This is a genomic window from Bacillus sp. J33 (genome assembly GCF_000518885.1).
Lineage (GTDB): Bacteria > Bacillota > Bacilli > Bacillales > Cytobacillaceae > Cytobacillus.
The window spans coordinates 1-14,678 of record NZ_JAEL01000123.1; the positions used below are offsets into that span (position 1 = coordinate 1).

A 14,678-nucleotide genomic window follows, 5' to 3' on the forward strand; every position below is an offset into this window, starting at 1 on the left:
AGCCGAAACCATCTTTCAGCTTTCCCTCATGTGAGAAAAAGAATTATCCGGTATTAGCCCCGGTTTCCCGGAGTTATCCCAGTCTTACAGGCAGGTTGCCCACGTGTTACTCACCCGTCCGCCGCTGACGGTCTGGGAGCAAGCTCCCATCCGTCCGCTCGACTTGCATGTATTAGGCACGCCGCCAGCGTTCGTCCTGAGCCAGGATCAAACTCTCCATATAAGAGTTGATTAAGCTCACTTACACACGGATGTGTTGGCGTCGATGTTGCCACAGGACGTGGCGTACTTAATCGACGATCCGCTGTTGTCTTTTCAAAAAAGACTAAAGAATTAACGTTGACGTTTCTGTTTTGTTTAGTTTTCAAAGAACTAATTTGTTGATCTTCTTTCGAAGTGACAACGAAATTCATTGTATCATCTTCTATCGAAGAAGTCAACTTTATTTTTTAACTTTTTTTGCTAATGTTTCAATAGATTTGATGGTTTTTCGTTGCCGTTGAGCGATTGCCCCTCAGCGACAAAAACCATCTTACAATAATTTATGAGCAGAAGTCAACACCTAAAATAAAAAAAGTGCATACCCATTGAAAAATCGCTGAAAGATTAAATGAGCACACATCCTTTCTTCCATTATAGAATATACTTTTCAGCCCATTGCCTGATTAAATGCAACATTTCAGGACTTAGGGGCTTAGTTAGGCAATTTTTATATATAGCTTTTAGTTTAATCATAGAAACAGGCTCTTCCTGGTCTCTCAGCAGATGATTCATTTCTTTTACAATATATCCTTCTGCAGGTCCATGCACTTTTTCAGCAAAAAGGTGAACATGTTCCGGATTCACTTGAACATCTTTTTTTCCGGTAATCGCCAGCACAGGACAAGCAATTGCAGTTAAATCTTCTTCCATTTCATACTGAAAATGCTCTCGTGCCCACTTCGCATTAATCTTTGTTAACCCTTTCTTCATCACTGTCTCATCAGATTCCATCATTTCATCAAATATTTTTTTCTGTTTAGAGGCTGTGGTTTTATGCACTTTTAAGGCACGAAGAAGCATTCCATTAAATCCTTTCATTGCGGCTACTTCTTCTTCAAGCAATTTGGTCTGCATTTCAGAAGCCGTCCTTACATTATCAGCATGCCCGGCAAGCAGGATTATGCCAGCAGCATCTACCCTCCTATTAATTGGAGGAATTAAGGTACACCCCTCACTATGCCCGAGCATAAAGATTCTGTCAGGATCAACTTCCGGGAGTAATTGGGCCGCTTTCACAGCCGCCTCTCCATCATTCACTAAATCCCACATGCCTGTTTCATAATAATTCCCGCCGCTCTCGCCCACCCCCCTCTTATCGTATCTAAGAACCGCAACTCCATGGGAAGCAAAAAATTCAGCCAGCATTTTATAGGCGTTCATTTGCATACTTTTCGCATTCCCATTCCGGTCAACCGGACCTGATCCATGGAGAATAACAACGAGAGGAAGTTTTCCTTTTGACTTCTCCGGAAAACTTGCCGTTCCTTTTAGGATTATATCTGTATGAATTTGAATTTCACATTCTTTCATCATCACAGCACCCCAGACTTATGCTTTTTACAAATAAGACGGTTCAACAGAAAAATCGTTCACTCTTTTTATTCTTATTTTTAAGGCAATACTATAAGTAAATTTCATGTTATTACTAGGAGGGATATCCCGTGCCGCGAAAATCTTCAGCAGCAAGCGAAGAAGACGAGAAAAAAGCGACAGTAAAGGAGGAAACGTCTCCCGCAAAGGAAAAAGAGGAAGATGAAAACACCAAGCTAAATCGGATGCTGGCAGCTGTCTTAGATTATTTATCTGATGATGAAATAGAAGAAATTGATATCGAATATCTTCTCACCCATACTGAAGGTCTTCGGGAGTGGTGGGATCAGTATAGGGAAAAAAATAAAAAACAAATTGAAGAAGAAATAAAGAAATCGCTAGGATCCTTATCATTGGAAGAGCTCGAAAGCATCCGCGAACAAATAAAGGAAAAAACGAAATAAAAGGAAGGGAAAATGTGCGGGGCTCCCGTGTACACCTGGAAGCATAATGGTATTGGTACAGTTGTTTTAACTATGAAGGTTAAGAAAATGGGAGGTTTTATTGGAAAACGAGGCGTTCTCACAGCGTCTCGTTTTTTTCAGTATAATGAAGAGCCTGTCCCCGATCGGAACAGACTCATAATAGGAACATCTTCATTTTCCTGTTGAAGGATTTACTTCTTTTATTCAAGTAAAAGAATACGCTTATAGGAATTCACTCTTTCTTCACTTCGCCAGCGGCAATGAAATCTCAATTAACGTTCCTTCATTCACCTTGCTTTTATACGTAATGCTGCCATGATGCTGCTTAATAATCTTATGGCAAATCATAAGCCCAAGGCCTGTCCCTTTTTCTTTCAATGTATAAAAAGGCTCGCCCAAACGCGGCAGAAGTTCTTCCGGGATTCCACAGCCCTGATCCCGAACGGAAACCACACATTCACCTTCTCTGCCATGCCGGAGGGAAATCTCGATGTCCCCTCCCTTATCCATAGCTTCCATAGCGTTTTTTAAAAGATTCAGGAAGACCTGCTTGATTTGATTTTTTTCGCACATGATAAAAAATGAGGATTCTTCAAAGTTGAGGTTAAATTGGATGCAATTCATATTAGCCTGCGGAGATAAAAACTCTATAGTATTCTCAATAATATCCCTTAAATTGGCCTTGTTCATTTGAATGGCCTGCGGCTTTCCTAGCGATAGCATCTCGGTTGTGATATTTTCAATCCTCTCCAGCTCACTCAGCAGCAATTCATTAATTATCCTGTTATCGCTTTTATAAAGCTGTACGAAACCTTTGATGGTGGTAAGCGGGTTACGGATTTCGTGTGCCACTCCAGCTGCCAGCTCTCCAACAATTGATAATTTTTCTGATTGCAATAGAAATTCTTCTGCTTTTTTCCGTTCGGAAATATCTCTGCTAATCATTACAATATGTTCGATTATCCCATTTTTGCCCTTAACAGGCATACAGCGTGACTCAAATTCGACCCAATAGCCTTCTTTATGCTGAAGCCGGAACTCCATTGGCATAGCCCCATTGTCTTCAAATATCATTTGAAGATTGGCCAGAAGAAGATCTGCCTCATCCGGATGCACAATGACGCCTATTTTCATCTTGTTTAGTTCCGCCAATTCATACCCTAAAATAAACTCATGTGACGGTGATAAATAGCTTAAAGTTAGATCCCGATTCATCACCGCAATAAGATCTGACGTGTTCTCGGCAATTAGCCGATATTTAGATTCACTTTCCTCCAGCGTCTCTTCCATCCTCTTTTTTTCCGCAATGATTCGAATCAGTCTTTCATAGGACTCGATCAATAAACTTCCTATCAGTACACCGAGCATGACAAACACTAAATACTGGAGGTGAAAAATAGGATTATCCCTGAAAACGTTAAATATAATTGGTACCGTAATCACATAAATAATCAAATAGGCCCCGGATAAAATGGCCGTTCTTTTAATGGGATTAGCCCGGGAGCTAAGTTTATGTATAACTGTAAAAGCAACCATAATAATCAGCCATCCCGCAATTGCAGGCTCCCAGTTCTCACTCGCTGCAAGCCTCGAAACCAGGGCGAAAATGCCGGTTATGAACCCTGCCCCTTGCCCAAAGTAAGAGAAGACTAAAATCAGAATGGCGTAGCGTATATCGTAAGAATATCCCTGTTCATTAAATGATAGGCCCACAAGAACTGCAGATACAATCCCTGCATAAAGTCCGCCCCATAAATAGAGCTGCTTCAAAGGCTTATGATTGATAAACGAGCGTATGACGAAGGGGGTACTGACAAATAAAGAAAAAATGGAGAGATTAACAATGTAGTCAAAAAGTATCAATGGACTCCCACCTATTTTTTTCAATTTCATAATATTCTTTCTTTATCATAAACCAGAGTTGTGTGCCCTGCCACAACAATTTTGGAAGTCCATACAGAAAAATTTTTTCTAAGTCCGAGAATGTACAGCACTTAAAAATGCCTATTTCGTAAGGAGGAATTGGCTTACCTACTATCAGCAGCCTTATTCCTAGGTGGTGTTATAGAAGCACAATGAGTATATTATAATTTCTTTTTAAGAGATCCATGATCCCAAACCACAAATGTAAAACAGCCAGTTCCAAAGGGAGAGCTGGCCATTTTTATTACACCTTCTTCACAAACTCCGACTTCAGCTTCATCGCACCAAAGCCATCGATCTTACAGTCAATATCATGATCGCCATCCACCAGGCGGATATTTTTCACTTTCGTCCCGATTTTAATAACGGAAGAAGATCCTTTTACTTTAAGATCCTTAATGACCGCAACAGTATCACCGTCGTTCAGCACATTCCCATTCGAATCCTTGACTACCTTTGCTTCCTCATGGCTCTCAGCTTCGGATTCTGCAGTCCACTCATGCGCACACTCCGGACAGACAAATAGGGTTCCGTCCTCATACGTATACTCTGAGTTGCATTTCGGGCAATTTGGCAAATTAGACATTTCGTTTTCCTCCATCGTTCAGCAGCTTTTTTCTTTTAATAATAAAAAAGGTTATGGCAGCCGCTGCACATATTAGCAATGCTATTACAGTATAAAAGATATACGCTGGGTTTTCATTAACATCCTGCGGGATAAGGCGATTGGTTATAGGCCCCATTGATAAAAACAAGGGAATCACAACCGTAAACCAGGTTTTCGTATAGATGGCAGCAGCAATAAAAATAGCTGCGCAAATGGCGACAATCACATTATTTTGAAAAGGGGTCGCAACAAAAACCGTTTCAAATCCCTGCTTCTTATACCAAAGCAATACAATAACCCCTAATCCTGTAACAGCAATGCTTGTTCCTAAAACCAATATATATCCCCATTTAGAATGAATTAGTTTAGGCAGCACTTTAAAAATCATCAGACTATAAACTCCAGCACCAATCACCCCTGCTAACATGGCTATCCACAGCATTCCCTTAGATAGTGAAAACTCCCCCTCAATCGCTGGTCCTATGCTAAGGTAAGAAGCCAGCAAAAGTATCATCATTGGAACTAACGCTGCCATTTGCCGATAATCTGTCCTCATTGATTCTCCAATGCTTTTCATATATTGCTTGGGGCTCTCCCCTATTATATGAGACACATCTTTCCCATCCGCTTCAGCTTCCATTAAATGAACTTTAAGCTCCTCTGTTATATCATCAATTTCTTCATCGTTTTTTCCTTTTGACATTAAGTAAAAGCGTAGTTCTGTCAAAAACTGTTCCGACTCTTTTGATATCATTTTACTTCCCCCTTTTTTTCAATACATGGTCAACAGACGAGCTTAGCTGATCCCAGCGGGCAATGAATAGTTCCAGCTCCTGCTCCCCTTTGTCTGTTAATGTGTAATATTTCCGCTTGGGGCCTGCTGTTGATTTTCTTAAAGTAGCACTAACCAGCCCTTCCTTTTGCATCCTCAGGAGCAATGGATAGATGGTACCTTCGCTGAAAGATTGAAATCCATAGGTCTCCAGCCTTGCTGCCAGCTCATATCCGTAAATTTCTCCTTCTTTAATAATGGCTAATAGGCAACCGTCCAAAATTCCCTTTAGCATTTGAGTCGTATCTGACATCGAAAATTTACTCCTTCCACTACCTTGTAATGCAAGACATACATTTAAAATATAAATACCTTGCAATACAAGATATGTCATCATTGTAACAACCACTATATTGTAATGCAAGGTATTTTTGAAAAATAATGGAAATTACTTAAATACAGGACCAAGCCCAAATATCTGAAATAAATCCATCCGGATCTTATGTAAATTTTTTATCACTAATCTCTCGATTAAAATCAAGTTCTGTTTTCGCAGAGAAACCAGGAACTTGGAGAAAAACACTGATTGGTTTTAGACTAAAAGGGAATAACAAGATAATGGGGATCAGAAGCTTTTTTAGTGACTCGTTATTCGAAATTAATTTTATTCTCAATTGTTAACATAGAAATTACATTAGTTGAGATTGAGGGAGGCAAAACATTTATGCCCGGGTTCCATTGTCGTCTTATGATTTTCCATAATCTGATTTCAGCAAAAACTTTCAGTAAAAAGTTCCTCAATACTGAGCTTTATAACTTTTTATAACAGGCATCAACTCAATTTGGGGAAAGAGGAAACATTTTAAAAACTTATCCCTTGACAAAATAATGTATTCTATATGATAATGATTACCGAATTAGAATTATTATTAAATAGTCCGCTATTTAATTAATAATTAAATACTTAATCACTTTAAGGAGGAATTTTATCATGGCATTAATCGGCAAAGAAGTACTACCATTCTCAGCAAAAGCATACCATAACGGTGATTTCATCGATGTTACAGAGGAAAACTTCAAAGGCAAGTGGAGCGTAGTTTGCTTCTATCCAGCAGACTTCACATTCGTATGTCCTACTGAATTAGAAGACCTTCAAAACGAATATGCAACTTTAAAAGATATGGGAGCTGAAGTTTACTCTGTTTCAACTGATACACACTTCACTCACAAAGCATGGCACGATAATTCCGAAACAATCGGAAAGATTGAATACGTAATGATCGGTGACCCTAACCAAAAATTATCCCGCAACTTTGATGTCCTAAACGAAGAAGAAGGACTAGCTGAACGCGGAACATTCATCATCGACCCAGATGGCGTTATCCAAACAGTTGAAATTAACGCTGGCGGCATTGGCCGTGACGCAAGCCAAGTTGTAAGCAAGCTTAAAGCAGCTCAATATGTACGCAATAACCCAGGTGAAGTTTGCCCAGCTAAGTGGAAAGAAGGATCTGAAACACTTAAGCCAAGCCTTGACCTAGTAGGTAAAATTTAAGGAGCAAGATAAACATGTTACTTGATGCAGATATAAAAGCACAATTAGCTCAATATCTTCAAATGATGGAAGGCGACATCCTTTTAAAAGTCAGCGCAGGATCAGATGATGTTTCTCGCGACATGCTGGCTTTAGTGGATGAATTGGCTGCCATGTCCTCCCACATTAAAGTTGAGCACGCTGAATTGCAGAGAACACCAAGCTTTAGTGTGAACCGCCCTGGAGAAGACACTGGCATCACATTCGCCGGCATTCCTCTTGGACATGAATTCACTTCCTTAGTGCTTGCTCTGCTTCAAGTTAGCGGAAGAGCACCTAAGGTAGATCAAAAAGTAATTGACCAGGTAAAAAATATTAAGGAAGAATATCACTTTGAGACTTATGTCAGCTTAAGCTGCCATAATTGCCCTGATGTGGTGCAGTCTCTAAACGTAATGAGTGTTCTAAACCCTAATATTTCTCATACCATGATCGACGGCGCAGCCTACAAAGAAGAAGTTGACGCTAAACAGATCATGGCAGTGCCAACTGTTTTCCTAAATGGTGAAGAATTCGGAAGCGGCCGTATGAGCCTAGAAGAAATTCTAGCCAAGATGGGAACTGGCCCTGATGCATCAGAATTCGCTGATAAAGATCCATATGATGTACTTGTTATCGGCGGCGGCCCTGCGGGAGCCAGTGCAGCTATTTACGCAGCACGCAAAGGAATCCGTACAGGAATCGTTGCTGAACGCTTTGGCGGACAAGTTATGGATACTTTGGGCATTGAAAACTTTATCAGTGTTAAGCACACAGAAGGTCCTAAGCTTGTTGCGAGCCTTGAAGAACACGTTAAAGATTATGGCATTGATGTCATGAACCTGCAGCGTGCCAAGAGCCTCGACAAGAAAGAACTTGTTGAGATTGAACTCGAGAACGGTGCCGTTCTTAAAAGTAAATCGGTCATCCTTTCAACGGGTGCACGCTGGAGAAACGTAGGCGTACCAGGCGAATCAGAATTCAAGAATAAAGGTGTGGCTTATTGCCCTCACTGCGATGGTCCATTGTTTGAAGGCAAAGATGTAGCTGTAATCGGCGGCGGAAACTCCGGCGTAGAAGCAGCCATCGACCTTGCAGGGATCGTAAACCACGTTACTGTCCTTGAATTTAATGCTGAATTGAAAGCAGATGCCGTTTTACAAGAGCGTCTGAATAGCCTTCCAAACGTAACGGTTATCACAAACGCTCAAACAACAGAAATCACCGGCACTGACAAAGTAAACGGAATTTCATACATGGATCGTGAAACAGAACAAGTTCACCACGTTGAACTGCAAGGTGTATTCGTCCAAATCGGCCTTGTTCCAAACACAGATTGGTTAGGCGACAAGATCGAACGCACTCGCTTCGGCGAAATCGTTGTGGACAAGCACGGCGCTACAAACATCCCTGGCGTATTTGCTGCAGGAGACTGTACTGACAGTGCCTACAAGCAAATCATCATCTCCATGGGATCCGGCGCAACCGCAGCTCTAGGTGCCTTTGACTATCTGATCCGAAACTAAGTGTAACGCATCAAAAAGTTACCTATCCGTAACGTTTTGGCGTGCTGCCCTCCAATCACATAAAAAGCCGCTTCCTGCTCTAGCAGGAGCGGCTTTTCTTATGCTTGTGAAATTCAATCAAACGTTTGATTGAATTCCGATAAAGCTTGTTCCCATGCTCACTTAAAGCGGTTCCCTAATAGTGGTATCATAGAATTACATACCCTATTAGGAGGAACCACCCTTGAAAAAACAGATCAAAGTAGTCGCAGCCATTATTGAAAATGACCAACATGAAATACTCTGTGCACTAAGGTCCCCGAAAATGTCGCAAGCAAACATGTGGGAATTTCCAGGCGGTAAAGTAGAACAGGATGAGGATCTATTCTCTGCGTTAAAACGAGAAATTGATGAGGAATTAGGGTGTAAAATTGAAACAGCAGACATATTTCATGACAATATCCATGAATATGAAAGTATAATAATCAACTTAATCTCAATCAAATGCAGGATTGTTGAAGGCATGCCAGCTCCGGCTGAGCATTCTAAGCTGATTTGGCTGAAGCGGGAAAATCTTGGCTCGCTGGTATGGGCTCCTGCGGATGTGCCGGCTGTTGAACAGTTAATGAATGAAAAATAAAGCTTACTGTAAGCATCACTATTGGGAAACACCTTTTTCGTTACAAATCCAACAGCCTCCCCTGCCCTCGAGAAGCACAACTTAATATTGTCTGCATGGAACTTTTTTGCTCTTCGGTCAGGAACGAATCAAAATGACCAACCTGCCCACCTTCTACTTTTACTTCGCAGGCCCCGCAGCCGCCTGCCCGGAAGGAGTACTCTCTGTATTATCGGATGACCATATTAACATTCCGATCCCTAGTATTAAGAGAAAAATCCCTATCCAAGATGTTACATGCAAGTATTCACCTAGTAAAAATACTCCTAATAATGCTGCTGTTAGCGGCTCTGCTAACGAAAGTGTGACTGCAGTTGAAGAAGATACATAGTTAAGACCTTTAGCAAAGAGAAAGTATGCTATACCAGTTGCTATAATCCCAAGGTGAAGACTGACACCAACACCTCGAAAACTAGCTATCCAGGACATATCATAAACAAATAAAAATGGTGATAAACAGACTCCGCTTAATGTGAAGACAACAGCAACTACCTCTAAAGGTGAATGTTTCTCAAGCAAGTTTCTACTTACAAGAGCAAATACTGCAAACGTTAATCCAGCACCAATAGCCATTACGATCCCAAGAGGATTTACATATAGAGAATCCTTATTTATAAAGAGCATTAAGCATCCAACAATAGATGTGAAAGTAGAGCACCACCAAATTTTAGACGGACGCTTTTTTTTAAAGACCCATTCTATGGCACCAGCTAAAATGGGGGCACTCCCAATTGCTACGACTGTTCCAATAGCTACTCCTGTAATTGTTACTGCAGAAAAAAATAATGGTTGATAGAACGCCATAGATAATGAAGCCAGCAAAGTTGACCTAATTGGCCAATTTTTAATGTTCAATTGCCCAAGTATGATAATGATAAGTAATAAAAAAATTCCTCCCACTGCTAAGCGAGTTGCACCAATAGCAATTGGATGTGCAGTTTCCGGTGCTAGTGCTTGAGTTGTACCAGTTGTTCCCCACAGTATCGCAGCAAGTAAAATCAAAAATGGCGAAAATTTTTCATTCATTTGGCTCACCCCAAAAAAAAATAAAAAGAACGTTTAAACTCATAATAGAAAATTCCCGCTGATTTTTCTTTACCAAGTTTAATGTTCCTTTTATCCATTTTTAAGGACTCTATATTTTTGCGGAGGCATTCCCTCACATCTCACAAACCATCTTGTAAATGATGAAGAATTTTCAAAACCTAATTCCTCGCCAATATTCGAAATTGACCATGCTGTGGTCAATAGCAAATGCTTTGCCTCTTTCAAGCGTAGTTCAGAAATATAAACTTTTGGACTTTTGCCCGTTCGTTGTTTAAACCATGACGAAAAATATACTGGATGATAATGTTCTAATTCTGCTAGAGTTTCTAATTTAATAGGTTTCTTGTAATGCTTATGAATATAGTCAATCGAAGGCGATTTAGACATTTGCAGTTTATTGGTTATATATCTGGTTAAGTCATTTAATCCAGATGATGCGCTTTCCTGATTGGAAGCCTCTTCCAATAGCAAGAAACGGATTGAAGACCATTGTTCATCTAAATTCATATACATACTATTTGTATGGTTTGGCAAATAATGTTCTGGTATATCTAAGATTAAGAATTCATTCCTGTCAGTAGAACGGTAAATATGGTTAAACTTTGGAGGAAGATAAAAACAGTAATTCGAGGTAAGGTTTATTTCTTGCCAATTTGTTTGTATATCTAAAGAGCCTTGTAATGGAAAGAGAATTTGTGCAAATTCATGCTGGTGAGTTATAAACTCTCTGGAATACGATCTTTTCTCACAAATTACTTGATTGCTATTTTCCATTTTCACTCCCTCCCTGCTCATAATTTGAGTTATATTATATAATCAAACAAATAGGTCATAAAGTATTTTAATAAAGATAAATATTAATTACTGCTTTATCACTCCTTAAAAAATGCTTTACCCATAACTATTATTTTTGATACGGTTCACCGAATTATAGGTATTGCTCTTTAAACATTCTAATTAGATTCCCGCACCAAAAGAGAAGGATTTACTCCTTCAGCCTCCATTCTTCCCCAACTATTGTTATGCTCCACCTCCAAAGAGGCTGGGTTAATTCAACTTTTTCGAAATAATTACCTCGGCTTTAACTATTTTCTTATTGACCATCATCCCCTATAAAAAAATAAAGAGAGGACCCATTAGACCCTCTCCTCATCCTTCTCCAGCCTAATTAAAATAACTTGTCAAACCCAACAAAAGCCCGAATCTATTTCCTTTTAATTAATTCGCTCACTACAAACTCCATCTGATTCTCCAGGGAAATGGCATCGTTAAACCAGAACGATTCAGAATCAAATTCAATCACATTGTTGTTTTTAACAGCATAGAAACTTTCTTACCTGTTCTTTGTTTTCACTTGTCTGCCAAGAGTCAGGCAATATAAAGATTGAACAATGATTTTAAAATTTAAAGAAGGTGTGCTTCCTCATAGAAGCTCACCTTCTTTATTAGAATGCTGCACAATTAGTTGTGTGCAGGAAATAGTTTTTGACTCCTCCATCAATTCGCTGCCATCCTTCCCAGCGGCCCATCTTCATCAATAATATCCTGCAGATCATAAACAGAGATCGGAAACATCGGGAATCCATAGGCATAGGGTGCTATTTCATAAAGTTGAAAATAGACCACCAGTGCTTTGTCTGCGATGTAAAAGTCCTGATCCGGTCTAATTGATTTAAAATCAACAAGAAGCGGAATGTTACGCTCCTTGATCTGTACAGCAATCAAGTCTGAAATCCTCTTTACATAGTCACTCCCCGGTTTAAACAAATCTTTTAGTGAAACCTGCTTTCCTTTCTGCAGATCGAACGTCAGGGATTTTATAACAGTCATTCCATGCGCGGCATGATAGTGATAGACATAGTTGGATAGTGACAGGCTCAATACATCGCGTTCGTTGCTTTTAATCTCATAATATCCATACAAATCCACCACAGTTGTATCCATCGCCCCTGTTTGCTCGCTGATGAGCTGCTGATTCACCTTAACAATCGTGCTGTTTATAAAATTTTGAAGCTGCTTATTTTCCATCCCGGTTACCCGGGGATAATAAACCACTTTAGTCGGCCCGCTGCTGATGGTCATCGTTTTAATGCCTACAGGAAAATTAATCGCCACGGCTATCCATCCTTTTGGTTTTTAACACATTCTATTCATGGGATGGGCATTAGGGTGCACAACAGGAATTGGAAGTTTTAATGGTATATAATAAAATCGATAAAATATAAGACAGGAGTACCCCAAATGGAAAACCAGCAAACCAGCCTAAAACCATTCCTATCCCTCATACTATCAACAAAAATTCCAAAGGCCGCGCTTATCATCGGGTTAACGGCCAGCATCTTGACCACATTGACCGGACTTGTCGTTCCGCTGCTGACCAAAAATCTCGTGGATGGTTTTTCAGTAGAATCGTTAAGCGTCCCGCTCATCATCGGGATTGGTGCCGCTTTTATCATTCAGGCGATCATTAGCGGAATTTCGATCTACCTGCTCAGCTATGTCGGCCAGAAAGTGGTAGCCAGGCTGCGCGGCCGGATGTGGATAAAGCTGATCCGGCTGCCAGTCAGCTATTTTGATAAGCAATCGAGCGGGCAAACAGTTAGCCGCTTGGTGAATGATACCAGCATTGTCCGGGAGCTGATTACCAATCACTTTCCGCAATTTATTACCGGGATCATTAGCATCATTGGGGCGATCATCATTTTGCTTGTAATGGATTGGAAAATGACTCTGCTTATGCTCATTTCCGTTCCCATTACATTGGCCATTATGATGCCTCTTGGCCGAAAAATGGCGAAGATATCCCGCGGGCTTCAGGACGAGACGGCGACTTTTACCGGCCATATCACGCAGACGCTTAGTGAAATCCGCTTAATGAAGTCTTCTACCGCCGAACAAAATGAAGAGGAAAAAGGCTTGGAAGGCATCGATAAGCTGCTTGGCTTTGGCTTAAGAGAAGCCAGGATTTTCGCCATGATTGGCCCACTGATGTATCTGATCATGATGGTCGTCATTGTCATGATCATTGCCTATGGCGGCATGCGCGTGGCGAACGGGACCATGTCGACCGGCTCTCTCGTCGCGTTTTTGCTTTATCTGTTCCAGATCATTATGCCGATTACCTCATTCGCGATGTTCTTTACCCAGCTGCAAAAAGCCAAAGGAGCTACCGAGCGGATTATCGAGATATTGGATCAGCCGCTGGAAGAAGGACAGGATGGCGCCGCAATGGATATCAGCAGCCAGCCGATTGCCATTGATAACGTGTCCTTTTCTTATAGCGAGGAGGAACCCGTCCTCCAAAACATTTCATTGGAAGCACAGCCAGGCCAAATGATTGCCTTGGCCGGTCCAAGCGGCAGCGGGAAAACCACCCTTTTCGCGCTGCTGGAGCGATTTTACGAACCGACCACAGGCCAAATCAGAATTGGCCGCACTCCAATCCAGCAAATCTCGCTTAAATCCTGGCGCAGCCAAATCGGCTATGTATCACAGGAAAGCGCCATGATGGCAGGAACCATCCGGGAAAATCTCTGTTATGGCTTGGAAAATCCGGAAAGCATCCCGGATGAACGTTTGTGGGAAGTTGCCAAAATGGCTTACGCCGATCAATTTATTGAAGATTTTCCAAAAGGGCTCGATACCGAAGTGGGTGAACGGGGCGTGAAGCTTTCAGGCGGACAGCGCCAGAGGATTGCGATTGCCCGTGCATTCTTGCGTGATCCAAAAATCCTGATGATGGACGAGGCCACAGCCAGCCTCGACAGCCAATCTGAAGGCATTGTCCAGCAGGCTCTGACACGCTTAATGGAAGGCAGGACGACTTTCGTTATCGCCCATCGGCTTTCCACAATCGTTGATGCAGATAAAATTGTCTTTATCGAAAAAGGGCGAGTCACTGGCATCGGCACTCATTATGAATTAACACAATCACATGAGTTATACCGCGAGTTTGCCGAGCAGCAGCTTGCATAAAAAAAGCGGAGGCGCCTTTTCGGAACAAGCTTATTCGAAAGCAGCTAGACCATTATCGAAGCTCAAAGTTGTACTTTCTTGTCTTTTAAGAAAGGGCCAGTCCCTGTAGACTGGCCCTTTCCTGCTGTATTTTAAATTATTATCTTTTCTCTTGGCTGTTTTCGTAAAGTTTTTTGCTTTTAACTGCAAAATTAATTTAACTTACTGAGTTGATTGTAGCGGAGGGCACTTGATCCTCGAAAATGCTACCGCATTTCCTTCGTGCGGTGCCAGGNCAGGGAAGCTTATTCAATGTCCTGCGGGAAGTGAGGGAAGTGGGAGACCCCGCAGGCGAAGCCGAGGAGGCTCTCATTCCTCCCCGCTGACAGCTTGAGTGCCCGTAGCGGAAATCAACGGGCAGAATTTATAAGTAAGACAACAATTTATGAGAAAAGAGCCTTTCTCTTAAAATTCTACGATATTATTATATTTCGCTTTCTGACATTTATAGATCAGCATTTCATTCGCCAATTTTTGCGGTTTCCGGGCAGACTAACACAT

Annotated in this window: 13 protein-coding genes, 1 rRNA gene and 1 pseudogene; 5 read left to right on the top strand and 10 right to left on the bottom strand. The window is 41.2% G+C overall.

The features are described 5' to 3' along the window. Nucleotides 1-223 (bottom strand): 16S ribosomal RNA (locus L634_RS0125405); the annotation flags it as partial. Nucleotides 224-633: 410 nt separating this feature from the next. Then, complete coding sequence (locus L634_RS0125410) at nt 634-1,575, bottom strand: alpha/beta hydrolase (protein WP_232233843.1); 942 nt, start codon at nt 1,573-1,575, stop codon at nt 634-636. Nucleotides 1,576-1,703: 128 nt separating this feature from the next. Between L634_RS0125410 and L634_RS0125415 the strand changes: the two genes are divergently transcribed. Beyond that, nucleotides 1,704-2,036 (top strand): hypothetical protein, encoded by a 333-nt coding sequence (locus tag L634_RS0125415; RefSeq protein WP_026584853.1) that lies wholly within the window; start codon nt 1,704-1,706, stop codon nt 2,034-2,036. Between the two features lie 264 nt (nt 2,037-2,300). On the opposite strand, the gene L634_RS0125425 is transcribed toward L634_RS0125415, so the two are convergent. From L634_RS0125425 to L634_RS0125440, 4 genes are all read right to left on the bottom strand, one after another. Then, nucleotides 2,301-3,920, bottom strand: coding sequence for an ATP-binding protein (locus L634_RS0125425; RefSeq protein ID WP_026584855.1), 1,620 nt, complete (start codon nt 3,918-3,920; stop codon nt 2,301-2,303). Nucleotides 3,921-4,224: 304 nt separating this feature from the next. Then, nucleotides 4,225-4,566, bottom strand: a complete 342-nt coding sequence (locus L634_RS0125430) for a zinc ribbon domain-containing protein YjdM (RefSeq protein WP_026584856.1) — start codon at nt 4,564-4,566, stop codon at nt 4,225-4,227. Then, a complete protein-coding gene (locus L634_RS0125435) occupies nt 4,559-5,341 on the bottom strand; it encodes a hypothetical protein (protein WP_026584857.1) in 783 nt (260 codons plus the stop codon). The genes L634_RS0125430 and L634_RS0125435 overlap by 8 nt, the downstream gene beginning before the upstream one ends. 1 nt (nt 5,342) lies before the next feature. Continuing rightward, nucleotides 5,343-5,672 carry a PadR family transcriptional regulator gene (locus tag L634_RS0125440; RefSeq protein WP_026584858.1) on the bottom strand — a complete coding sequence of 110 codons (330 nt, stop codon included), beginning with the start codon at nt 5,670-5,672 and terminating at the stop codon, nt 5,343-5,345. Between the two features lie 678 nt (nt 5,673-6,350). On the opposite strand from L634_RS0125440, the gene ahpC reads away from it, so the two are divergent. The 3 genes from ahpC to L634_RS0125455 all read left to right on the top strand — a co-directional run bounded on the left by ahpC (nt 6,351) and on the right by L634_RS0125455 (nt 9,077). Further along, nucleotides 6,351-6,914: an alkyl hydroperoxide reductase subunit C gene (gene ahpC / locus L634_RS0125445; protein WP_026584859.1), complete on the top strand. Its 564-nt coding sequence runs from the start codon at nt 6,351-6,353 to the stop codon at nt 6,912-6,914. 14 nt (nt 6,915-6,928) lie between these two features. Then, a complete protein-coding gene (gene ahpF / locus L634_RS0125450) occupies nt 6,929-8,458 on the top strand; it encodes an alkyl hydroperoxide reductase subunit F (protein ID WP_026584860.1) in 1,530 nt (509 codons plus the stop codon). A gap of 223 nt (nt 8,459-8,681) precedes the next feature. After that, nucleotides 8,682-9,077 (top strand): (deoxy)nucleoside triphosphate pyrophosphohydrolase, encoded by a 396-nt coding sequence (locus L634_RS0125455; RefSeq protein ID WP_026584861.1) that lies wholly within the window; start codon nt 8,682-8,684, stop codon nt 9,075-9,077. A gap of 40 nt (nt 9,078-9,117) precedes the next feature. Here L634_RS0125455 and L634_RS35020 read toward each other — a convergent pair. The 4 genes and pseudogenes from L634_RS35020 to L634_RS0125475 form a co-directional block, all read right to left on the bottom strand. After that, a pseudogene (locus L634_RS35020) lies at nt 9,118-9,210 on the bottom strand (hypothetical protein); the annotation flags it as partial. Nucleotides 9,211-9,236: 26 nt separating this feature from the next. Beyond that, entirely contained in the window at nt 9,237-10,142 is a 906-nt protein-coding gene (locus L634_RS0125460) for an EamA family transporter (RefSeq protein WP_026584862.1), read from the bottom strand. Between the two features lie 90 nt (nt 10,143-10,232). Beyond that, nucleotides 10,233-10,937: a helix-turn-helix domain-containing protein gene (locus tag L634_RS0125470; RefSeq protein ID WP_026584863.1), complete on the bottom strand. Its 705-nt coding sequence runs from the start codon at nt 10,935-10,937 to the stop codon at nt 10,233-10,235. Nucleotides 10,938-11,660: 723 nt separating this feature from the next. Then, nucleotides 11,661-12,278 (bottom strand): DUF3298 and DUF4163 domain-containing protein, encoded by a 618-nt coding sequence (locus tag L634_RS0125475; RefSeq protein ID WP_026584864.1) that lies wholly within the window; start codon nt 12,276-12,278, stop codon nt 11,661-11,663. A gap of 126 nt (nt 12,279-12,404) precedes the next feature. Here L634_RS0125475 and L634_RS0125480 point away from each other — a divergent pair, with 126 nt between their 5' ends. After that, on the top strand, nt 12,405-14,138 hold the full coding sequence (locus L634_RS0125480) for an ABC transporter ATP-binding protein (RefSeq protein WP_026584865.1): 1,734 nt from the start codon (nt 12,405-12,407) through the stop codon (nt 14,136-14,138). Nucleotides 14,139-14,678: the final 540 nt, after the last annotated feature.